The sequence below is a fragment of the Cyclobacterium sp. 1_MG-2023 genome (assembly GCF_030546805.1).
Taxonomy (GTDB): domain Bacteria; phylum Bacteroidota; class Bacteroidia; order Cytophagales; family Cyclobacteriaceae; genus Cyclobacterium.
In genome coordinates, this window is the sequence record NZ_JAUOPC010000012.1 from 142,871 (window position 1) to 166,216 (window position 23,346).

Annotated in this window: 22 protein-coding genes; 5 read left to right on the forward strand and 17 right to left on the reverse strand. The window is 38.8% G+C overall.

The features are described 5' to 3' along the window. Positions 1–8: 8 nt before the first annotated feature. Positions 9–512 (forward strand): histidine phosphatase family protein, encoded by a 504-nt coding sequence (locus Q4534_RS18325; protein WP_303614606.1) that lies wholly within the window; start codon positions 9–11, stop codon positions 510–512. Here the strand turns inward: Q4534_RS18325 and Q4534_RS18330 are convergent. From Q4534_RS18330 to Q4534_RS18355, 6 genes are all read right to left on the reverse strand, one after another. Continuing rightward, positions 499–1,221 (reverse strand): SDR family NAD(P)-dependent oxidoreductase, encoded by a 723-nt coding sequence (locus Q4534_RS18330; RefSeq protein WP_303614607.1) that lies wholly within the window; start codon positions 1,219–1,221, stop codon positions 499–501. The two genes, Q4534_RS18325 and Q4534_RS18330, sit on opposite strands and share 14 nt — an antisense overlap. A gap of 169 nt (positions 1,222–1,390) precedes the next feature. After that, positions 1,391–2,761 (reverse strand): MATE family efflux transporter, encoded by a 1,371-nt coding sequence (locus Q4534_RS18335; RefSeq protein WP_303614608.1) that lies wholly within the window; start codon positions 2,759–2,761, stop codon positions 1,391–1,393. 13 nt (positions 2,762–2,774) lie between these two features. Next, a complete protein-coding gene (locus tag Q4534_RS18340; protein ID WP_303614609.1) occupies positions 2,775–3,314 on the reverse strand; it encodes an NUDIX hydrolase in 540 nt (179 codons plus the stop codon). A gap of 55 nt (positions 3,315–3,369) precedes the next feature. After that, on the reverse strand, positions 3,370–3,852 hold the full coding sequence (locus Q4534_RS18345; RefSeq protein WP_014018107.1) for an Lrp/AsnC family transcriptional regulator: 483 nt from the start codon (positions 3,850–3,852) through the stop codon (positions 3,370–3,372). 210 nt (positions 3,853–4,062) lie between these two features. Continuing rightward, complete coding sequence (locus Q4534_RS18350) at positions 4,063–5,265, reverse strand: lipopolysaccharide assembly protein LapB (RefSeq protein ID WP_303614610.1); 1,203 nt, start codon at positions 5,263–5,265, stop codon at positions 4,063–4,065. A 239-nt stretch (positions 5,266–5,504) separates the two neighbouring features. Further along, entirely contained in the window at positions 5,505–6,695 is a 1,191-nt protein-coding gene (locus Q4534_RS18355) for an NAD(P)-dependent oxidoreductase (RefSeq protein WP_303614611.1), read from the reverse strand. Positions 6,696–7,108: 413 nt separating this feature from the next. Between Q4534_RS18355 and Q4534_RS18360 the strand changes: the two genes are divergently transcribed. Further along, positions 7,109–10,084, forward strand: a complete 2,976-nt coding sequence (locus tag Q4534_RS18360; RefSeq protein ID WP_303614612.1) for a DUF2723 domain-containing protein — start codon at positions 7,109–7,111, stop codon at positions 10,082–10,084. A 72-nt stretch (positions 10,085–10,156) separates the two neighbouring features. Here Q4534_RS18360 and Q4534_RS18365 read toward each other — a convergent pair whose 3' ends face one another. Next, entirely contained in the window at positions 10,157–10,933 is a 777-nt protein-coding gene (locus Q4534_RS18365; protein WP_303614613.1) for a bifunctional 2-polyprenyl-6-hydroxyphenol methylase/3-demethylubiquinol 3-O-methyltransferase UbiG, read from the reverse strand. 75 nt (positions 10,934–11,008) lie between these two features. Between Q4534_RS18365 and Q4534_RS18370 the strand changes: the two genes are divergently transcribed. Genes Q4534_RS18370 through rmuC form a run of 3 tightly spaced genes read left to right on the forward strand, consistent with a single transcriptional unit; the run spans position 11,009 to position 14,348 of the window. Then, a complete protein-coding gene (locus tag Q4534_RS18370) occupies positions 11,009–12,232 on the forward strand; it encodes a GWxTD domain-containing protein (RefSeq protein WP_303614614.1) in 1,224 nt (407 codons plus the stop codon). Beyond that, positions 12,205–12,981, forward strand: a complete 777-nt coding sequence (gene rlmB, locus Q4534_RS18375; protein ID WP_014018113.1) for a 23S rRNA (guanosine(2251)-2'-O)-methyltransferase RlmB — start codon at positions 12,205–12,207, stop codon at positions 12,979–12,981. Before Q4534_RS18370 ends, rlmB begins: the two co-directional genes overlap by 28 nt. 20 nt (positions 12,982–13,001) lie before the next feature. Beyond that, positions 13,002–14,348: a DNA recombination protein RmuC gene (gene rmuC / locus Q4534_RS18380; RefSeq protein ID WP_303614615.1), complete on the forward strand. Its 1,347-nt coding sequence runs from the start codon at positions 13,002–13,004 to the stop codon at positions 14,346–14,348. A gap of 84 nt (positions 14,349–14,432) precedes the next feature. On the opposite strand, the gene Q4534_RS18385 is transcribed toward rmuC, so the two are convergent. The 10 genes from Q4534_RS18385 to Q4534_RS18430 all read right to left on the reverse strand — a co-directional run bounded on the left by Q4534_RS18385 (position 14,433) and on the right by Q4534_RS18430 (position 23,303). Beyond that, entirely contained in the window at positions 14,433–15,086 is a 654-nt protein-coding gene (locus Q4534_RS18385; RefSeq protein ID WP_303614616.1) for a transcription elongation protein SprT, read from the reverse strand. A gap of 25 nt (positions 15,087–15,111) precedes the next feature. Further along, the gene (locus tag Q4534_RS18390; RefSeq protein WP_303614617.1) at positions 15,112–16,476 is read right to left on the reverse strand and encodes a hypothetical protein; all 1,365 of its coding nucleotides are present in this window, start codon (positions 16,474–16,476) and stop codon (positions 15,112–15,114) included. 29 nt (positions 16,477–16,505) lie between these two features. Further along, entirely contained in the window at positions 16,506–17,594 is a 1,089-nt protein-coding gene (locus tag Q4534_RS18395; RefSeq protein WP_303614618.1) for a dipeptidase, read from the reverse strand. Beyond that, complete coding sequence (locus Q4534_RS18400; protein WP_014018118.1) at positions 17,591–17,980, reverse strand: RidA family protein; 390 nt, start codon at positions 17,978–17,980, stop codon at positions 17,591–17,593. The genes Q4534_RS18395 and Q4534_RS18400 overlap by 4 nt, the downstream gene beginning before the upstream one ends. A 33-nt stretch (positions 17,981–18,013) precedes the next feature. After that, positions 18,014–18,820, reverse strand: coding sequence for an SDR family oxidoreductase (locus Q4534_RS18405; protein WP_303614619.1), 807 nt, complete (start codon positions 18,818–18,820; stop codon positions 18,014–18,016). Further along, on the reverse strand, positions 18,813–19,589 hold the full coding sequence (locus tag Q4534_RS18410) for an SDR family oxidoreductase (RefSeq protein WP_303614620.1): 777 nt from the start codon (positions 19,587–19,589) through the stop codon (positions 18,813–18,815). Before Q4534_RS18410 ends, Q4534_RS18405 begins: the two co-directional genes overlap by 8 nt. Next, on the reverse strand, positions 19,579–20,511 hold the full coding sequence (locus Q4534_RS18415) for a Gfo/Idh/MocA family protein (protein ID WP_303614621.1): 933 nt from the start codon (positions 20,509–20,511) through the stop codon (positions 19,579–19,581). Before Q4534_RS18415 ends, Q4534_RS18410 begins: the two co-directional genes overlap by 11 nt. A gap of 58 nt (positions 20,512–20,569) precedes the next feature. After that, positions 20,570–21,517 (reverse strand): aldo/keto reductase, encoded by a 948-nt coding sequence (locus Q4534_RS18420; RefSeq protein ID WP_303614622.1) that lies wholly within the window; start codon positions 21,515–21,517, stop codon positions 20,570–20,572. Beyond that, entirely contained in the window at positions 21,514–22,323 is an 810-nt protein-coding gene (locus Q4534_RS18425; protein WP_303614623.1) for an HpcH/HpaI aldolase/citrate lyase family protein, read from the reverse strand. Before Q4534_RS18425 ends, Q4534_RS18420 begins: the two co-directional genes overlap by 4 nt. A 251-nt stretch (positions 22,324–22,574) precedes the next feature. Further along, positions 22,575–23,303 (reverse strand): SIP domain-containing protein, encoded by a 729-nt coding sequence (locus Q4534_RS18430; RefSeq protein ID WP_303614624.1) that lies wholly within the window; start codon positions 23,301–23,303, stop codon positions 22,575–22,577. Between the last annotated feature and the right edge of the window lie 43 nt (positions 23,304–23,346).

Here is a 23,346-nt window from a genome sequence, read left to right on the forward strand (position 1 = left end):
TCATCTTTATGAAAAAATTACTGATTTGCAGACATGGAAAATCTTTTTGGGGTGATGCTAGCTTAACGGATCATGAAAGGCCATTGGCTAAAAGGGGCCTACATGATGCCCCAATGATGGCTAAAAGAGCACATTCAAACCATATTATTCCCGAAAAGATTCTGACATCAGACGCATTGAGGGCAAAAATGACAGCTGCATTCTACCTGAAATCTTTTGAAAAATTAGATATTTCCTACGAGATAAGCCCAAATCTTTATATGACCTCTGTAAAAGAGCACCTGAATGAGGTTAAAAAAACAAGTGATAAAATTGATACACTATTTATATTTGGCCATAACCCTACCTTGACACTGCTTATCAATTCATTTGGAGAAAAGCTAGACAACCTTCCTACTGCAGCAGTTTTTGGTTTTAAGTTTGACGTGGACCACTGGAAAGATATCACCCAAGAGAATGCAGCATTCTGGATGTATGATTACCCTAAAAACTTAAGCACTAAAACTTCCTGACATCTTGTAACACCTCTTCAAATTCATTTGGATGAGCTATCAAATAAAGCACTTTTTGGGCAATGACCTCAGATTCCCCATCCTCTTTTAAGGATTTGAATTTAGCCAGGCTGCTGAATTCGTTTGGCCTTGCAGACCTGATGGAAGCTTGCATCGGGGTATCAATCACTCCAGGAGATAAGGCAAATAATTTAAAACCCAAGTGCTTGATCTCAGACTCTTTTTGAGCAATCAGTGTCATTTGGTTCAACGCGGCTTTTGAAGCACTGTAACCTGACCAGCCGTCTACTACCTTTGCTGCCGCACCGGAGGTTATATTGACTATTATTTTAGACCCTTTGTGATGTTTGTATGTCTTCATAAAGGCATTCATTAATAAGGCCGGAGCAATCACGTTCACAGCATGAATGGACACAATAGCTTCGGAAGATAAATTTCCGTTATAGGCAATCTCTCCTATCCAGCCTGCATTGTTAATCAAAACTATTTCTTCATATTCTCCCTTAGGAAAAATTTCAGTGATCTTATTTATTAAGCTTTCAGAATCCTCTAGGTCTAATTGTATGGGGGTAAAATTATTTTCTGCTTGAATTGGACTTCTAGAGACACCTATTACACTCGTGTGAGGCAACTTTATTAAGGTGTTTTTAAGGGCCAAGCCCAAACCCTTGCTAGCCCCTGTTATGATATAAAGCGATTTTTTCTCCATAATAAATATCTTTAAATTGAAGCACAAATTTTTCAATCCTATTGCAAAAACCAAAAAAAATTGGGAAAAAGTATCCTATCAATCTCCGAAGGAAATACTTAATCCATAGAACTAAATCTTTTCCCACAATTGAATCCATTCCAGATTTTACCCTTCCTTGGAGGCGGTGCTAATGTAAACTTACTGTTTCAGGTTTAGAAATTTCCTTCTGTAATTTCAAACTCAAAGAATGAAATCTATAAAACAACATAATGGCAGTAAGGGTAAGCCCTATCAATAAGCCAAACCATATACCCAACTCATTGTATTGAAATTTAAAAGCCAAAAGATAGCCTAGGGGAAGCCCTACCACCCAATAGGCGAGTAAGGTTACCAGCGTAGGCACTTTCACATCAGAAAGCCCCCTTAAGGCTCCCAAGGCAACTACCTGAAGACCATCCGAGAGCTGGAAAACAGCCGCAATTACCAATAGGTTAGCTGCCATCTCCACAACTTGGTAATCTTCAATGTACAACAGTGGTAAATAGTTTTTAAAAATTAAAAACATTACTGCAAAGAAGGACATGAAAATCAATACGTTGCCAAAAATAGAAAAACCGACTTCTCGTAATTTTGGAATATCCCGTCTACCCAATTGGTTGCCAATCCTTACCATGGCAGCCGCTGATAGGCCTGACGCCATCATATAGCTTATGGAAGCAAGGTTGATGGCTATTTGATGGGCAGCCAGTGCATTCACTCCTATCCAACCCATCATGATGGCTGCGGAGCTAAATGCCCCAACTTCAAACACAAACTGCAAACCGGTTGGAATCCCTATGCCCAGCATTTTTTTAATGATGGAAAACCTGATTTGCTTTAATTTTATACTGCGCACGTACTTTTCATAGCGCTTTGATCTGGTCACATAGAGGTATAAAACCCAAGCCATAAGCACCCTGGAAATCAATGTGGCCCATCCGGCTCCATTTAATCCCAATTCAGGAAAGCCCCAATTTCCATAAATCAATAAATAATTCAGTCCGATATTCAATAGGTTAAACAAAACCGTTATAAACATGGCTTGCTTGGTTTGGGACAAACCTTCAATAAACTGTTTATAGGTTTGAAAGAACATGAATGGTATAAGAGAAAAAGTTATGATTAACAAATAGGGAATGGCAAGCACCACAACTTCTTGTGGCTGGTTAATCAATCTTAATCCCGGGGAAATTGCCAAAATCAACAAGAACAAAACAATAGAAGCCACCGAATTGATCACAAAACCATGGTTCAGAAACCTGCCAATTTTACCTTTCTTCCCCTCTCCATCCGCTGCCGCAACCATCGGTGTCACGGCCATAGAAATACCAATTCCAAACATTAATATCATAAAAAAAATACTATTGGCAAGTGAAGCAGCAGCAAGCGGAACTGCTCCTAACCTACCCACCATGATATTGTCTGCCACGCCAACCATCACTTGACCTAGCTGACTTAGCATCACTGGATATGCCAATGTAAATGTCTTATTAAAATTATTTTTGAACCCGGTAAACATCAAAAATTTTGATTTATTTATTTAACAATACGGAAGCCTTGAAAATTGCAGCCATACTAATCGCGTCTGTAATTTGACCATCTAAAACCATTTCATAGGCTTCCTGAAATGGTAAATGCCATACTTTAATATCTTCTGTATCATCAAAGGCTGTTTCTCCTTGAATCAAATCTTTGGCCATGAAGACATAACCTACTTCATCTGTAACGGAATTGGAGGTATGAATTTTTAGAATTTCAGTCCAATCATTCGCTAGTAAACCGGTTTCTTCTTTAAGCTCCCTCTTTGCACTTTCCAAGGCAGTTTGCCCGATGGCACCTCCTCCCATAGGAATTTCCCAAGTATACTCATCTAATGTATACCTGTATTGTCCTACCAACCAAGTATAACCGTTTTCATCCAATGGTAGGATTCCTACTGCCAGGTTTTTAAAACTTACTTTTCCATAAATCCCCTTCTTTTGCGTAGGTGTGATTACTTGGTGTTCTTCAACCTTTATCCAAGGGTTGTCATACACCTCTTTTTTTGAAATTGTTGTCCACGGATTTTTCATAATAAAAAAAGGGTGACTATTAGCCACCCTTCAAATGCTTTAAATAAATGTTAATTTAAGCCGGGATAGGCAATACTTTACTGTCTTTAAAAGTAGAAAGGATAACCATAGATTGCATAGAATCTACCTCCTTAATTTCACTTACTTGCTCCAACATTAATTTCTGATAAGAATTAATGTCCTTAGAAATGATTTTCAAAATGAAATCTCCTGTCCCGGTGATATGGTGACATTCGATTACTTCAGGTATCTGATTGATTTCCTTCATGAAGGCATCAATATTAGATTTATTGTGACCAATCAACCCTACCAAGACAAAAGTACTCACGCCAAGACCGATTTTTTCCGGATCTAATTTGGCATGATAACTTTTAATTATTCCTGACTGCTCCAATTTTTTCACCCTTTCCAAGGTAGGTGCCGGAGATAATCCTATATCTTTTGAAAGCTGTGCATTTGTTATTTTTGCATTGCCTTGTAGAATTTCTAAAATTTTACGGTCGATTTTGTCAAATTTCACTTTTATGCTATTATCCATATTGTAAAGAATTTACCGAATTATATGTGGTACAAAGGTAATCTAATTTATATTTATTTTAAAGTCATTTACGAAAAAAACGCAAGGGCGGACGAAATATTGTTGTTTAATTGCTAAAAAAATTAAAATTATTGCGCTTTCTCTTTTGTAAATTCTGAAAAAACCTGTATTTCAACTCGATTAGACTAATAATGAACAAATTAGTACTCATCAAAGTTTATTCTTTTTAAGAAATTCTCCGGCTTCTTTATTTGCCGGGTGCCGTCTCTTTGAATTCTCTTTTACTAAATCAAAATACCGTTTGGCTTTATTATTATCCCCTTGCCGATAGTAGTTTTTTCCCAATTGCAGCGCTGAAAACAAATAATAACCACTTTCCTGCGCCCCTAATTCGTCCCCAAAAGCAAGGGTCCTTAAGTAATAATGTATGGAGTTTTCATAGTTCCTCATCCGATCATAATTCTGGGCAATAAAAAAAGCGGCATACCTTCCACTGGTGGCCTCATACCCTGTCCAATTTTCATCAATCCGCTTTAATATCTCTAATGAAACTTCCTTTGCCTCTCGACTTCTACCTACAGCATACAATTGCCTTGCAAAATGACGATGAAAATAGGGGTTGTTTGGATATTTACCATGTAAGTACTTTGTGATCTCCAAGGCCTTGAAAGGTTTTTTCTCCTCCGTTGCGTAAAGCCTAAACAAAAAATACTGTGCCTCTATTCTTGCATAAAAGGCGCTTTTGGCCACCTCTTCTAATTGTCTTAGCCCTAACTGTTGATCCCCTTTGGGGAAAAGGAGCATGATAGGCTTTAACAAGGGATAGTTATCCCTGATCCAGACAGAAAAATAATTATACAAGGCATCTCCCAGCAACAATTCCGGACTGAGCTCTTCTTCCCCCCTACTAAGCTCCAGGAATTTCAAGGCATTTCTGCTTGCAAAAGTTGCGCCTGTCCAATTTTTCCTTTCGCTGTATAACCTCCCTTGAAAACCATAAGCACCTGCAAGAAAAAAAGCCGCTTCCTTATTGTCAGGGTCAGCATCTATCAATACTTCCGCTTTCTCAATGGCTTTATCCATATAGCCCAACATAGAGGCATCATGACTTTCATTATCTATGGCAATAACAATTTTCCACCATTGGCTCAACCCCATTAGAAAATAAGGAAGTGGATGTTCAGGGTAAGTATAACGCAAAACTTTAAAACCTCTTTCTGCCTTCTCAAAATCAAAATTATACATGCTATTTATCGCATCTGTAATTCTAAACTGAAGGCCCTTATCAAGCAACAGATACCCTTCTTCCTTCTTATTTATATCCGTCACAGGCTCCATCTGGGCATGCACTTCCATTGAAACAAGTCCACAAAGGAATAGCAATAGGGAAAATACAATTGGTGTATACTTCATTAAGATATTTTTCAATCAAATTGATTTTTGTATACCTTAAACGCTATTTGACAATAATTAATTTCGAAAAACTAAAAAAATATTCGCTTCGATTCAAAAAACAGAGCCCTATGGATTTAAACCAAAAAAATTGAGTAAAATAAATTAAAAAAGGGCATAAAAAAACAGACCCACAAACCAAAATCACTTTAGAAGCGACTTCAATTAATGGATCTGTAAACAGCAATAAGATAAAAAAATTAACAGCTTACCTTTATACCTAAACGATTTTTTGTTACTACCTCAGAAAGCGTACTTTTCCAAGCTTTCAATGCCAAAGAATCAGGTATATCTATATCATCAAATGAAATTATTTCTCCTTCTTCAATATTTCTTTTCAATTGAACCTTGCTCATTAAGCCGATAGGCACATGATTGGGACAGTCAGCGATTTTAATCGCTTCACCTCTCACTTCCATACCACCTATGCCTTTATCAATTACAGAGCCTGATGTCAATTTTTTCTTTGCAATAGTCCCCACACTAATAGAAGGCACATCACCATTATCTAATAAAATCTCATTGTGATTCACTAAGTTTAAAATACTATTGGGTATCTCAAAAAAGCATAAGTGCATCGGCTTATATAGTAAATAGAATGGTCCCTTACCCATTTTATAGGTGGTCAATTCCTCCGCCAGATCCTCTTGATGAGTAGCAGTAATGAATACACCCGGAGGAGATTCTTTGGAGATAATATAATCACTAATGATAGCATTTTCTTTTTGAGCGATTTCTCCCAAAGCAAAAGCTCCGGCTTCAAAATCACTAGTTTCATAGCCGACTAAACCCGGTTTAACGATATCTAAACCTAAGCCATTGGCGATAAAAGCTTGTTCAATTTGAAGTTTTGTTCCATCTGTAAAAGAGGTAACGGAACTTAGGCTATAACCTTGCTTCTGCGCCCAAAATAACATATCTTCTAGACTAGGCTTCTTATTTAAAAACCCTTTGATATTTCCATAAACCAATGGCTTGAAGCCCATTTGCATCACTTCTTTATTAAGTGCTGCTAGGCAGCCGGGTTGGTCACCATTGGCTTCTGTAATCACACCTCTCTTGGACAGCCATGAACCTGTAAGCACTTGAGTATCTGCATCCATGGTTACCACCGGAAGCCCATAAACAAATGCTTTGTCTATTATTTCTGTTGAGTAAATTGGATCTCCGGTACTGACTACTACTAGGTCTGAGCAGTCAAATACTTTTTCGGGTGAACTAGTTAAAAGATGCTGACTCACACCCAAATCACTTATTTCTCCGGCTCTTCTGGTCAGTATTTTGGATATCACCATATCCTCTCGTCTGGCAATAAGTTTTGCCAACCCTCTACCAATCCCTCCGGTTCCTACTATTCCAATTCTTAACTTTTTACCGATCCTGCTTTTCATATTCTTAAAAATTTTATTTGCTGTTTTTTCTGCTGTCTGTCTGCTGTTTAAACTTGACGATGTAAATGTAAGTGAAAAAAATTTAAAAACCATTTTATTGTATTTAAAATACATTAAAAATATTTCAAAACACTTGGGTCAATACTTTAATTGGATTAGGATAAGCATCAAAAAAACATCGTTTTATTACACAAAAATGTTTATTACCAATTTTTATATTATTTTTTTTTGATTATAACAATTGTTTATTTTGAATAAATAAAATTTATTTTTTTTATAATATTTTAAAAATTAATTAAATTTTGACTCCTATTTATAGTTAACAAGCCTGCTTAACAATTTTTAAATGGAGCAATTCAACTGTAATTCATGATATTTTTTTTATTTTCGCCATTCATAAATATTCAGGTAACATGCTAAAATATGCCAGGGTTAACAATCTTGCAGGTTGGACCGCCTTCTTTATTGCATTTATAACATATCTGCTCACCATCGAAGAGACTGCCAGTTTCTGGGATCCGGGAGAATTTATAGCGGTAGCCTATAAATTACAAGTGCCCCATCCTCCGGGAGCACCTTTCTTTCTACTGATTTACCGTATGTTTAGCTTTTTAGCTCTCGGTGATGGGCTTGAAATCGCCTATTGGATGAACGTAGGAAGTGCGCTACTTTCAGCTTTCACTATTTTATTCCTTTTTTGGACCATCACCTTATTAGGAAGAAAGTTATTACTTAAGAATAGTGAAGAGCCCAATCAAGAGCAAATCTATACTTTAATAGGTGCCGGATTTATTGGCGCATTGGCTTATACCTTTACAGATAGTTTTTGGTTTTCTGCTGTTGAAGCTGAAGTTTATGCCATGTCTTCCTTTTTTACTGCCATCGTAATTTGGGCATTCTTAAAATGGGACATCATCAAAGATCCCGAGGAAGAAAATAAATACATGATCTTCATCGCTTACCTGGTAGGGTTGTCAATAGGAGTTCACCTTTTAAACCTTGTAACCCTTCCTGCGCTAGCACTTGTTGTCTATTTTAAAAAATATAAAAATCATAACCTTAAAGGAGGAATCATTGCCTTTTTATTAGGAGGTGTAGCCTTGGTTGTTATCAATAATTTTATTATCCCGGGCTTACCTAGCATTGCCGGTTCCCTTGAAATCTTTTTTGTCAATAGTTTAGGAATGCCTTTTGGCTCAGGCATTATATTCTTCTCTATTGTATTCCTAGGAGGGCTAATTTTTGCTGTGATACATTCTCACAAAAAAGAAAAAGTAATTTTAAATACCATTTTAATTTGCTTTTCTTTCATTCTTATCGGGTACAGTTCATATGCACTGATCGTAATCCGCGCCAATGCTGAGCCTGTAATCAACGAAAATGATCCAAAAGACATTATCAGTTTTGTTAGCTATCTAAAAAGAGAGCAATATGGCTACCGACCTCTGATGCAAGGACAGTATTTTACCGCAGATATTATTGATCAGGTAGAAGGCGACCCTGTATATGCCAAGGGAGAAGACAAGTATGAAGTGGTGGATTATCAATTGGAAAACATTTATGATCCTGAAAAAACAACTTTACTTCCTAGAATATACTCTACTCAAGAAAGGCATAAACAGATTTACAGATCCAAGCTGGGATTAAGGGAAGGCCAAGACCCTACTTTCTTTGACAATATCTATTTTATGTTTGACCACCAACTGGGGCATATGTATTGGAGGTATTTTATGTGGAACTTCAGTGGAAGGGAGAGTGACTTTAGTAATGCTCCATATTTAAGTATATGGAATACCATTACCACAGATTTCCCTAACTATATAAAAGAAAATAAAGGGCATAACAATTATTTTATGCTTCCCTTAATTCTAGGGCTTATAGGCATGTTTTTCCAAGCCAAGCACGATCCTGAATCCTTCTGGCTTACCTTGATGTTATTTCTAATGATGGGAGTAGTACTGGTGCTTTACCTTAATTCACCCCCGGTAGAGCCAAGGGAAAGAGATTATATCTATGTGGGTTCCTTTTATGCCTTTGCCATTTGGATTGGTTTTAGTGTAATGGCCATCAGTCATCAACTTAGAAAATTGAAAAAAGGCATGGTCATGGCAGGGGTATATGCTGCATTGATTGCATTGCCGGTTCCTATTTTAATGGCCTCAGAAAACTGGAATGACCATGACCGATCCGACAGGTACTTCTCTGTGGATTCAGCTAGAAACTTCCTCGCTTCTTGTGCCCCAAATGCCATATTATTCACCGGAGGCGACAATGACACCTTCCCGCTTTGGTATGTGCAGGAAGTGGAAGGCTTTAGAACTGACGTGCGGGTTATTGTATTAAGTTATTTTGACACCGATTGGTATGTCAAGCAAATGGCCAGGCCTGTCAATGAATCTGCTGCTTTGGATTTCACTTTGGATTTTGACAACTTTAAAAAAGGCACCAATGATGTGCTCTACGTAACGGATAGAATTGAAAGCTTACCATTGGTAGACTACCTCAAACTATTAAAAGACAACAGTGATTTACTAAAATTAACCAGTAGCAGGTCAAGCAGCAATATAAACACTGTCCCTTCCAGAATTTTAACCTTGCCTGTAAATACTGAAAATGTTGAGAAATTCGGAATTGTTCCCCCTCAATTTAAGGACCTACAAATTCCAAACATCAACATTAGGATCAAAGGAAATTATGTTACCAAGGGTAACTTGATGTTATTGGATCTGATCGCTACTAACAATTGGGAAAGACCCATTTATTTTAACAATACTTCTTTGGCAACCATAGGCTTTGACATGAGTGACCATGTAGTCATGGAAGGATTGACCTACAGGTTGCTCCCCATCCAAAAGCCGGACAACCAGGATGAGTTAATTAATACCGATCTGGCCTATAAAAATGTCACTGAAAAATTCGCCTTTAGAGGAATGGACAATCCGGACAATTACTTTGATGACGAATTCAGGAGATTCACCTCCAATCATAGAAGTGTACTTAATAGTATTGCCATAGCCTTATTGGATGAACAAGATAAGGAGAGAGCAGAGGACATTTTGAGGTTGAGCCTGGAAAAACTTCCTGGAAAGGCCATACCTTATGACATGGCTAGCGGACAAGCTGTGCCCATTTTATTTGAGTTGGATATGGATGAGGAAGCCTTAGATATTATCGACCAAATATCTAAACGTTCTATAGAGCTCCTTGACTTCTATCAAGAGACCGGTAGATCTATGGACAGGGAGGCTCAAATCTCTATGCAGATGTTGCGCTACTTTGTCCCGCAATTACAGGATGAAGGGTATGAAGAAAAAGCCAATCAAATTCAGCAGGATTACGAGCGAATATTTGGAGCTGCAGCAGGATCCCCACAACTCCAAAGAAGATAAATTAGCAATTGGCTTTTAAAAATAAAACGCTATAATTATTCCAATCGGCTGCTTAAATTGATAAGCAGCCGATTATTTTTTGTGGAGAATATAGTAAAGATCTAAGGCCTCCTCAGGGTTTTCAACCAATAAGTAATCTTCATGATGCAGTTGTTCTACTGCCGCTCCCTGGTGTTTATGCAACTTATTCCTATTGATTCTATTTAGAATCTCATAGGGGATTTTCAGCAATCCGGCAGGTAACCTGTATTGTAGGTTTAAAATATCCCACCGCGTAATTTTATTTACCGAAATCTTATTCGCTTCGTAATAATCCCAAACTTTGGCATTCCCACCAATCCCTTTTGTTTCCACCCTATCAAAAATCGATTCACATAGTTTTTGAAGTTGGGAAGGTGTGTATTCTCTAATATGCCAAGGATTTCTGGACAATGAAAACCTAATATTTGGGGTGGAGATCAAAGCCATTCCTCCCGGTTTTAGTACACGATAAATCTCTTCCAAGTATTGCCTGTCATCCTCAATATGTTCAATTACCTGAAAACTCACGACTGAATCAAAGGAATTGTCCTTAAGGCCGGCCAATGGAGGAATAATTGCTTGCTCGAAGGTAAATTCGGGGTATTTATCCTTTAGTCTGTCCAAGATTTCTCCTATCTTGTCCATGCCGTGGTAATGATTTACCAATGGGCCAAGGGCCTGTACCCCTCTGCCTTCGCCACAGCCAATCTCCAACAAATTGCCGGAAACGAAACCTTTGGCAACAATGTATGCTTTAAATAGACGTTGATGAATAGGATTGTCACTGATCAACTTATCGGAAGTAATTTCCGTTGTATAGGTAGCCATCTAAAATTTTATTATTTTCAACAAAATTAAGGTTAATTTTTAAAACCAACTATGGAAAAAATAAAGTCATTGTATATGAAACGAAATATTGGGGTATTATTTATTTTAACCCTCCTTTCTTTTCCTTCTTTTGCACAAAATAATTTGCAAAGTATTAACCAGAGTTTAAGGTATTCCAGGTATTCAAGAATTTCTTTGAAAGTAATTCCAATTAAAACCGCAGAAAGAACCTTTAAATTACAAATGCTGGTTGAGAAAATCGAAGAGGATCCGAATTTTGACGATTACTTATTCTCTTACACCATTGTCCATAGCTTTGACCAGAGAATTAATGATGATCAGGTCATTGCCTTGGATCAAGACATGCTAAAAATGAATACCACCGGTCATTTTTATTTTGAAGAAACTGTAGAAGTTCCAAGTACCAGAGACCAGGCCTATGTTATTTTTCGAGCCATAGACACCAGACAAGAGGATGAATATGTTTACCATGCTGATTTAATAAGTCCTTTTGTGGTAGACCAACCTTCTTTCTGCGCCTACTTTGGCAATGACATACCCTTCGACCAGAATTTTTTAAATGCAGAGGAATCCTTACTTTTCAAAAGTAACCAAGGAGTAAGCTTATACAGGTACTTTTATCCACAAGATTTCCCTATTCCTCTTCCTCCCATGGAAACCAAGGTTCCTGAAATAGCCAAGGAAACCAAAGTAATCAATGAAGGAGATTTCTTATTGAATGTACCTGTATCCTTTGACAAATCAGGTTATTATTTTATTCAAAAAGACACAACTACCGCTAGTGGCTTACTGATAAAAACAGCCGGCACAGCTTTCCCAAAAGTCTCTACTTGGGAAGAAATGATCCAAATGGTTGCTTATATTTCTACCCGAAAGGAGCATGAGGCCCTGTTGGCTGCAGAAAACAAAAAAATTGCCCTAGATGAATATTGGATCAGGATGACCCGAGATGAAGAGGCTGCAAAAAAATTAATAAAAGAATATTTCCGGCAAGTGGAATTTGCCAATATTTTGTTCACTGATTTTAAAGAAGGTTGGGCAACTGACCGTGGCATGGTCTATATAATAATGGGGCCTCCACAAGAAGTTTACTTTAATTTAGACAAAGAAACTTGGGTTTACTTGTCTGAGGATTCAAATTCAAAAATAACCTTTACCTTTGCACGTGTAAAGAATATTTTAACCCCACAATATTATACATTGAACCGATCCAGAGCCTACCAGCCTGTATGGTTCAAAACTATCACAGCATGGAGAAACGGAAGGATGGTTTTTTAATCAACAAAAGCGAAGACCAAAAGGATTTTATCTTTGGCATCAGGTCCATCATGGAGGCTTTGAATGCAGACAGAGAAATAGACAAAATACTGGTAAACAAAGAACTTAAAGGAGATCTTTTAAAAGAATTACTTGCACTAACCAAGGAGAAAAAGCTACCGGTAACCAAGGTTCCCGAAAGTAAACTCAATCGGATAACCAGAAAAAACCACCAAGGTGTCATCGCTTATATATCATCCATAGCATATGCTTCATGGGAAAATGTAGTGGACAGCACTTATACCAAAGGTGAAGCACCACTTATTTTGATGCTTGATAGGGTCACGGATGTACGTAATTTTGGAGCCATCGCTAGGACAGCAGAAGTTGCGGGTGTTCATGGAATAATAATTCCGGAAAAAGGAAGTGCGCAAATCAATTCGGATGCGGTTAAAACATCTGCCGGAGCATTAAATTTTCTACCGGTAAGTAGGGTAAGAAACCTCTATTATACCCTTAAGGATCTTAAGAAATCAGGTCTAAAAGTGGTGGGTGTGACCGAAAAAACAGACCGAATGATGTACCAGGCAGACCTTACCACCCCTACAGTATTGGTTATGGGATCGGAAGAAGACGGGGTTTCAGATGAACTCATGGGCTTATGTGATGAATTCGTTAAAGTTCCTGTTCATGGCCAAATAGAAAGTTTAAATGTTTCTGTTGCCACAGGAATAGTGATTTACGAAGCTATCCGACAAAGAAAACAATAAACTCCCTAATTTCGGATCAAATGGCAATAGAATTGGTTGTGCTTTTGGTATTGATGTCCGGCATAATAGCTTTGCTGGCTACTTTGCTGATTAAAGCCTACAAAAAACGTGACCAATTGAAAGAAAGTCTGGGAGAACTTAATCTGGAAAAGGAAAGGCTTAGCGAAAAGCACCAATACCTATCAAGCAAATACGGAGCATTTCAAAAAGAAAATGAGCAACTTTCCATGCTTTCTAATTCCTTGGAAAAAGAGAATTACCAACTTGCTTTAGATAAAGGTAAACTGGATAGTGAGCTTCAGTATATGCGTGAGAAATTAATTTTTCAAAAGCAGGAAATAGAAAAAATGCGTGGTCAATTTCAACAAGAATTTGAATTACTGGCCAACAAAATTTTAGAGGAAAAATCCAAGAAATTCACTAGTCAAAATCAGGAAAATATAGAAAACTTTCTCCAGCCCTTAGGGAAAGAATTGAATGCCTTTAAAAAGCAAGTGCAGGAGGCTTATGCCATGGAGTCCAGAGAAAGGTTTTCTTTGGAAAGAAAAGTCAAAGAACTTGCTGAACTAAACCAGCAAATCAGTCAGGAAGCCAAAAACTTAACCAATGCCTTAAAAGGCAATGCCAAGATTCGGGGAAATTGGGGAGAAGCAATTCTGGAAACCATATTACAAAATTCCGGTTTAGAAAAAGACAGGCATTACAGTATTCAGGGCTTTCTGAAAGACGAAAATGGTCAAGCCCTTCTTGGCCCTGATGGTAAAAAAATGCAACCGGATGTAATCATTCATTATCCGGACGACAAAAAGGTGATCATTGACAGTAAGGTCTCGTTAATTGCCTACGAAAAATACAGCAATGCCCTAGGAGATACAGACCAAAAATCTGCGCTGGAACTTCATGTTAAAGCGATAAAAACCCATATTGACCAATTGTCTGCCAAGCAGTACGAGGCCTATGCTAAAGCCTTGGATTTTGTAATCATGTTTATTCCGCTTGAAGCGGCCTATATCGTTGCCCTTCAGGCTGATCCTAAACTATGGGAATATGCCTATAAAAAACGAGTGCTACTGATTAGCAGTAGCAATTTAATTGCTGCGCTAAAAATGATCAAAGACCTATGGATAAGGGATGATCAATCCAAAAATGCCATTGAAATTGCAGACAGAGGGGGCAAAGTTTATGACAAACTGGCCAATTTTCTACACAGCCTGGAAGACATTGGAAAGCATCTGGACAGGTCTCAAGAGAGTTATGCCACCGCTATCAAACAACTCAAAACCGGTAAAGGCAATTTAATTTCACAGGCAGAAAAGCTTAGAGCATTGGGTGTCAATGCTCGAAATAAAATTTCCGGAAACCAATAATTTGGTCAAGCATTGCTGCACCTGACCCTTCTTTGGATTAATAAGTAAATTCGGATTGCCAAATTTAGTTGATAGGTCTGCCTATCAGAAAGGTAGGTCTTCAGGATTGTCTATTTCCTTGACTACGGCATGTCCGGATATGAGGTAATTCCGACCTGTAGCCAATTCTTGGCACAAAACCCTGGTTCTTTGTGTACGCAACTTCTTAAATTGCCTTTCTCTTAATAAAAAGTGAGTATTTATGGCAAGGTCTCCTAATAGCGGTTCTTCTTTGATAATGGTGTTTTTATCGTATTTTCTTAATTCCTTCATCAAAAATAAATCCGCACCGGTGGAAGCTTTAGGGTTATTCATGTACAGCCTTAGGGGAATCAATATATCATTAGGAAACACCCCCTCATGTAACATGGGTGCCATCAACCACTTAAAACTTTGCTTCCATTCAATCCCATGTGGCAATATCCCTTTCCCAATTCTTTCTTTGTATTGGCTAAAAACACGGTGGTGGGCTACTTCATGGATGAAAGTAATCAAAAATTGATATTGATTCAGGTCATTATTAATGGTAATTTTCTGAATACTTTTATCTTTTCTATAGCGAAAATCGCCCAGTTTTGACCTTCTTGATTTGGTAATTTCAAAGATAAAGGGTTCCTCCTCCCATAGGGAAAAGCAATAAGACAAGGCCTTTTCAGGTACCTTGCCTTTTAAATTTTCCAACCACTTTTCTTTTTCCACTTTTGCTTATTAACTGAAATCAAAATTAAGTATTTTTATCCTCGTGAATAAGCTCAAGTAGTTTTTTTCTAAACAATTCCTCAGAACCAGTAGAGAGGTTACTGATCCTACATCTCCAGGTTTCATAGCCCCCTTTCTCTATCTCATGTTCGGGTGGAACATAGCCAACATTGTCATTGGCCAAGCTAATTGTGAAATAGGGAAAATCAAGCCCTTCTTTAATTTTAAGCCCTGTTTCTGCAAAAAACTCTCCGGGTAAAGCACCAATTTTTCCTTCCCCTATATGTAAAACCTGTACCGGACAAGTTGCTTTTTCAGGAAATTCATTGAGCAACATTTGCTCTCTAGCATACAGTTTTTCCCAACCTTCAGTATCAGGCTTCAATTCTTCCAAGCCTCCGGAAGCCAAGATGGTCTTTGATTTTTCCAATTCTTCTGAACTAGGCATCCTTCTCTCAGCCTTTAACAAGCTAAAACTGCTTTTGAGTTGGGGAGATTTATCCCACTTAAGACCTTGAACCCATTCCAAAACCTTATCGGCCAACTCGCCTCCTATTTTTCTACTTTTGGCCAACTCTCCTTCAGGAAATTTAACTCGTCCACTGAAATCCCAGATATTTATATCTCCACTCGTACCATTGCTCATCATTCCCACGAAAGCTTCCCCTGCCCCTAATTTTTCTTTCAATGCATTGGAAAACATACCAAAATAATCCGCTGAAATGGTTCCGTTTTGCCAATCCCCAACATAATGAAGGGAGTAATTGCCCAAAATGGAGATCCATTCCCCGTCTAGGCCTTTGATAGCTAAAAAACTCAATTCTGGATCCGGATTATTGAGTGGTTTTATGATTTGGTCTTCCACTCCAAATGGATTGGTTTTGATTGTATCGGCTTTTCCTGTTACCGGGTTAATCTGGGAATAACTATCTTCCATCCAGTACCTGCGACACATCACATATTCCGGGACATCAATAGAGCCAAAGGCCAACTGAGCAGGTTTTATCTGGCCCAAAGCTTTTCCTACAGCCTTTGTTATCAAACCAGGTAGTCGTTTCCTATAGGCCATGTCTGCTGGCACCATGTGCACATCTTCCACAGCACCGGAAGCATGAGTATGCGTGGCCGAAATCAAAACCTGCCCGGGAGGTATTCCAAATTTTTCCTCAATGATGGCTTTGGTTTCATCCAAAAGCTCCCTTCCCATAACACATATGTCAACAATCACTACTGCCAAGCAGCTGTCGTCATTTTTAAATACCAGTGCTTTGGCATGTAGAGGGTCATGTATCTTTTGGGTATAATGGGTAACAAAATCACCGTTTATAATGGTACCTAAGGAAGGTGTGGTTTCGACACTGGCCGCACCAGCTTGAAAAACATTTGACATGGATAAGAAGAATTTATTATTGAGAAATTTTAACCGGAGGGCAGTGCTTTTCTTAGGAACCGAAGAAAATTACCATGGAAAATATTATCAATATCCTTGTCAGAATACCCCCTCCTATCTAGGATCTCCTCATATTTTTGAAGATCTGCTATAGAATTAAGGTCCCAAGGAGATTGTTCCGTACCAAAGATGCCATCCAAATCACTACCAATTCCAATATGTTCGCTGTCTCCGACCAATTGACAAATATGATCCCAATGATCTACCAAATGTTCCAATTTGATATCCAATTGCCAAGGGTCTGAAATGGTATCGATAAAACGAATATCCATGGCCCAGCAGTCCAACATACCACCAATAATTGCTCCTCGCTTTACCAATTTTTTTATTTGCTCATCAGTTAACTGTCTCTGATTGGGCACAATTTTCCGGACATTATGGTGACTGGACCAAATGGGACCTCCATATAAATCCAAAGCTTGATCAAAACCTTGATCCGTAAGGTGGGTAAAGTCTAAGATCATTTGGTATTGCTCCATTTTCCTGAGCAGCTCCTTACCTAATTCAGTGATGGGGCCTTCTGATTTGGTCCCCGGCGCATATCGTCCCGGACCGAAATGAGACAATCCCAATGCCCGAAGTCCATAATCGTAAGCCCTGTCTAAATAGGAAGGATTTACCAACGAGTCGCCACCTTCAAGGTTTAGAATATAACCAATTGCTTTTTCCTCATCAGGTATATTGCTATCTTCCCAAAGGGCAAGCATCTGATCCAGATCCTCTTTTGTCAAGATCTGGATCATTTCACCTAGGGCTTCCATTTCCCTATACCAAGCCAATTGGGCTTGAGTCATGGCCCAAGCTTGTTGAGGTGAATTCCATCCTGCAAGTGCAGAATCAAGAGGGGAATACCTTGCCAATTGGGTTGCCACCACAATGCCGATTTTTCCTTTCCTTAGCTCGGGCAAACAAACCGTTCCTCTACCTCTGTCAGGCTTGTCCGGCATATGCATTTCAGCCTTTCGAATGTCTGAAAGCGGTTTACTTAAGTCCCTGTTCCATTCAATGGCATTCATGGACAAATCCAAATGCGCATCTAGAATCAGCCTTTTACTCATTTTGAATCAGGTATTTTAGCAGTACAATCGATTTCTACTTTAAGATTTTCAGCCAAAACAGATTGAACGGTAATACGCGCAGGTTTGGTGTTTTTGAAAAAGCTGGCATAAACCTTATTGTACCGGTCAAACTCTGAGATATCGGACAAATGTACTGTACATTTCACCACATTGTCCATGGTTCCTCCGGCAGCTTCAATAATTGCCTTTATATTTTCTAAGGTTCTTTGGGTCTCCTCTTCGATGGTTCCCAGCTTAAATTCAGAAGTTTCAAAATCCACTGATGCCTGTCCGGATACAAACAAAAACCCATCTACCAAAATGGCATCAGAGTAAGCGCCGGTATCAAAACTTAAATCTCTTTTAGGGTGTACTATCTTTTTCATTATCTATATTTTTTAATTGATTAAAATTTAATATTACCATGCAGTCCATCCACCGTCTACCACCAAGTTATGCCCCGTAATATAAGTTGAAGCATTGGAGAGTAAAAACCCTACAGATCCGGCCACTTCATTGGCCACACCTACTCTGCCTAAAAAGGTCTTTTTTTCTAAGCATTTAATAAAATCCGGATGCTCTTTTTGTACTTTACCATTCGGGAATGGGCCCGGTGAAATACTGTTACACCGTATATTCTTGGGCCCAAAATGCATACCTAGGTACCGCGCCATTTGAATAATCCCCGCTTTACCTACCCCGTATTCAATAGGATTGGTCATGAGGGGAGGTTCATATATATTTTGGTCAGGTGAACCCATTCCGTACATGCTTCCAAACAATACTATGCTGCCCGATTCCTTGGTCTCCATTAATTGCCCTACGGCTCTTGCCAAAATAAAAGTGGCGGTAAGCTCACTGTGGATTACTTGGTCAAAATCCTGCGGCTCTATCTTCTCTAAGGACTTCCCACTGGCCGCATAGGCAAGGTTCACCAAACCATCAGGACATCCGTATTTCTCATTATTTTCATCTACAAAGTCGGGAATGGCATTTGTATCCGAAAGATCAAATTGAGATGGAATCAAAAGACTACCCAATTTGGTTTTTTTCGCAAAAACAAAAGACCTGTCCTCACGGTCAATGCACAAAACCTTGGCCCCTTGCTTACAAAGTAATTGTGTTACTGCTTGACCCAAATATCCTGCTCCGCCAACTACCCAAATCGTTTTCCCATCCAGAGAAAACGGAGAAGCAGCAAAATTTGCAGATTTTGAATCAGGCATTAAGTCCTCCATCCATTAAAATATTCTCACCATTGATATAAGCTCCTGCTTCAGAAGCCAAAAGTACTGCCAAACCTTTGATATCATCTGTGTTGGCCATTCTTCCCATAGGGACCTTTTTATTGTAATTGGCTACAAATTGCTCTGGTTGATTATTGAACAATCCGCCGGGAGAAATACAATTGAATCGGATATTTTTACCAGCATTCATTTTAGCCATAAAGCGACTAAGGTTAATCAACCCTGCGTTGTGGAAAAAATAATCGGGAGGCAAATCTCCCATGCTGGTACCTTCATAATTGGAGAGATCCGGACCTTTCATACCCATCATCGAACTAATATTAATCACAGACCCACCTCCACTAGCGATAATCAAGTCTGTCATGGCCTTTAGCAAATCCCACATTCCGGTTGCATTTACACGCATTGATTCATCAAATTCTTCAAGAGGGCGATTGTAACCCTTCATAGGCCTTGACACAGCATTGTTTACAAACACATGAAGTTCGCCAAATTTTTCCTTCAGTTGCTGTTTAAACTTTACTACTGAGGTGCTATCCCCTTGGTCCACTTCCATCGCAAAAACATCCAGCCCTTTGGCTTTAAAAGTAGCAGCTGTTTTTTCCGCTGAAGCAATATCTCTAGAAGTAGTTATCACAGTTCCCCCAGCTTCAGCCAAACCTTCTACCAGGCATTTACCATATTGGCCAGAACCACCGGTGACTACAATGACTTTTCCTTTTAAGCTCAATAATTCCTTAACGTTCATTTTCTGCTATGTTAACTACTACACCCCCATTTTCAAAACTTTCCTTGGCACCAATGACCACTTCCATAATCGCAGCGGTTTTAGAAAACTCTAAATAGGGTTTCTCCCCTTTTAATGCTTCAATAAATACAATTAGATTGTCCCTAAACATAGAGTAAGAATTCTGTATATCAGCCATCTTCCAGCCATTTTCCCCAAAAAAGCTAAGTTGAAATGTCCCACAAATATCCTTGAACAAATGTACCGTTGCTTTGATACCATTCTCGAAGGTAACCATTACGATGTCTTCATCTTCTTCTCCTATATGCTGGACCTTTAGCGGTTTTGGATCACCTAAAGTACTAAAAAGTGCCTCCAGAAGGTGTACCCCATATTTTTTCCAATCCTTTTTACCTACTGCAGTTACCAAACGAATGTCTCCAAGTGATTTTATTCCCGTTTTGACTGTTCTACATTCTTGCGAATAGCGCATGGAAGAACAGGACATAAACACTTTTCCTAATTTATGCTGTTCGGAAAAATAGGTTAGGTCTTTTCTAGAATATACCAAAGGCTTGTCTATAAAAAGAGGCACATTTGCCTCTAAAAAAGGCTTGGCCATCTCCACATGGCTCTCAGGATCATCTCTTCCGAGAATAACGGCATCCACCGCTCCAATCATGTCTTCCAAATTTTCCACTACATGGGAAATCCCCGCATTTTTAGCAATGCTTTTGCTAATCTCAAGATCTTGACTCCACACATGACTTACCCTGGCACCGGGAATGCCAAGGGTATCCTCATTGGCTTGTAAATAATCTGATACTGCAGGGTAACCAATCTCATTGATTATATCGCCATCAAAGGATCCATTAATAATTGAAGACCAGGAATAAGGGTGGGCATTTCCCGGACTCATTCCTATCATTCCTATTTTTAGCATTTTCTTTTGGTTAGTAGTTAAAGCAAATTCATAATCTTATCATCCCTTATACTTGAAATTAAAGCCAACCCATCCTGTCCCAATAGGGAATATTGATAAATTCCGGTTCCGGAAAAGGTATGGCACCGGCGAGTAGCTTTTGATTTAAGGTGGGTAGGTCGGCAGTTTCGAGGGCCTTTTCCAAATAAACAGGTTTATCAATCCCCACCAATACCGATGAAACTTTATCTTGGTCTAATACATAGCGGGTAGCATATTCCGGCAATGTCATGCCCTCTTCCGCTGCCAAGCTTGCATATTGCGAAATATGATGTTCTATTGCAGCCAAAGGTGGTTTAAGGTTTTTACCACGTTCACTTAGCATTCCTCTCATCAAAACAGAACGAACCACCATACCGACGCCTTTTTCAGCTCCCAAATCAAAAATCTCTGCCTGCCTTTGGTCAAGTAAATTGAATGGCAATTGAATGACTTCCCATAAGCCTGAATTAATAGCTGTTTCTGATTCCTCCACAGAATAAGTAGAGGCACCTATGGATTTGGTTAGCCCTTCCTTTTTCAAATCCTCAAAGGTTCGGCAGACTGCCTCATTCTTCAAAATGCTTAAATCCGCTTGGTGTAACATCAGTACATCCACATAATCCATCCTCAAGGCTACTAAACTCTCTTCAAGTGAGCTTCTAATTATTTGAACCAGGGTTTTGTCATCAGGTAAATCTCCGGAAGTATTTTTCAAATGTTGGCATTTTGTACAGATAACAACTTCCTCCCGCCTTTGCCGAAAAGCTTTTCCTATCAATTCCTCACTTTTACCATACATTCTGGCGGTATCGAAAAAGTTGACCCCTTTATCTAAAGCCTGAAGCAAAAGAGCTATTGCCTCATTTTCTTGCAACATGTCCTTCTCAGAATGAACCCCGGGGCCATAAGGCAGACCGATTTCCACACCCCCGAAAGCGATTTGGGAGACTTCTATTCCGGTATTTCCTAATACATTACGCTTCATTTTTTGGCGCCGTAATACCCCTTTTCATTGTCCATCTTCTCAGCTGCATTTCCAAAACCTGCTACTAGGTCAGCACAATACTTCGTGAGAGTCAAAACATCTGCGCCTATGCTTATAAACTGATATCCCATGTCCTGGTATTCAGCTACCTTGGTTATAGGGCCTGTGGTACCGGCAAACTTGCCATATTTCCTTGCCACTTCTACCACCTTTTGTCTGGCTTCTTGAATTTTTGGGTGATCCATATCGCCGGGAGCTCCAATGGCCTGGCTAAAATCTCCGGGACCAAAAAACAACATATCAAAACCATCCAATTTGGCGATTTCCTCCAAATCTTCTAATGGTTCAGGATCTTCTATTTGAAAAATAACGAAACGCTGTTGGTTAGCATCTCTTAGGTAGGCTTTAAAATCTCCGGCGGCGTAGGCACCATCCGCATTTCCTCCATCAATGGCTCGCTTTCCTATGGGATGGAAACGTGTCATCTCTATTACCTTCTTGGCATCTGCCAAACTCATGATATGAGGTACCATGATTCCACTGGCATCGAGTTCCAAGGGTTTTACATAATCACTGTAACTTCCTCTAGGCACTCTTACTAAAGTATCTTTGCCCTGAGATTTGGCCGCCCAAATTTGTGAAGCCAAAATGGACCAATCCTGTCCAATGTGCTCTTGATCCAGCCACAAACAGTCAAACCCTGCCTGTGCGGCAATTTCAACAACGCGGGCATCTGCCAAGTTTACTTTAAAAGAACAGACATTTTCTCCGCCCCTTAATTTCTTAAGCACTAGGCTTTCTCTCATTTTTATAGTCATATCAATATTTGCTTGATCAAATATACCAAAGGACTATTAGAGACACTATTACTTTTATTTTAAATAATGATACTATTTTTCGAAATCATAGACGATACTATTTAAAGGAAAATTTGAAGAATACCGTGTAGGGAAAATTGGCTCATAAAACACCAAGATAAAGGCAGAACCTAAAAACTTCAACAATCCTTCCTTTTTAACATAAAGACAACCCTCACCAAAATCGATAAAAAACCCTTTTACTCAAGTCCTTTTTTCTCAGGGTTCCAAAATGGCTTGGTCTTTACTTGATTACTGTTCCAACCTAACTCTTTTTTAAAAAATTTATTTAACTGAATACAAATCCTACTGTCTCCGGCGATATAAACCATCTTCTTCCCTTGCATCTTTTCCACCTTTCCTTTTACCAAATCCAAAACTTCTTCTTGAGGATTTAAAGGCATTTCATAGAAACCAAATGGATTGGTTTGGTCGGTATCTGAAAACATTTCCCTTTTGTCAGGACTGTAAATGATACCTTCTATTTGCTTCCCCTTTTCAAGGTTTCTCTGAATGACATACAAATGCGACAAGGCAGATAAATCTCCTATCATAAGGTAACTGTCAGCTGATTGGTCAACTAGAAATTTTCCCTTTTTCCATTTAAAATAGACTTGATCACCCGGTTGGCTTTTTTCTACCCACTGGGCTCCTATACCCTTGCTGTGGGTAGCTATGGCCAAATCCAAAAAACCTTCCTGTTTGTTAAGATCCCATACACTATAACTTCTAATTTTGTCTTTCATGGAAAGGTCTTCTTTGCCAATTCCAATCCCCAAACGTAAAAAATACCCAGGAACAAAATCTGCTTTAGTGAAGGTGTCTGATTTCAAGCGAATCTTATAGACTGCTTCCGACAATTTGGTTTTCTCCACTATTAATGCTTCCTGGAGCACCACTTTTTTTATTATATTTTCAATTATACCCATTGTTTCACTATATATCCTAATGCTTTATCATAATATCAACCAA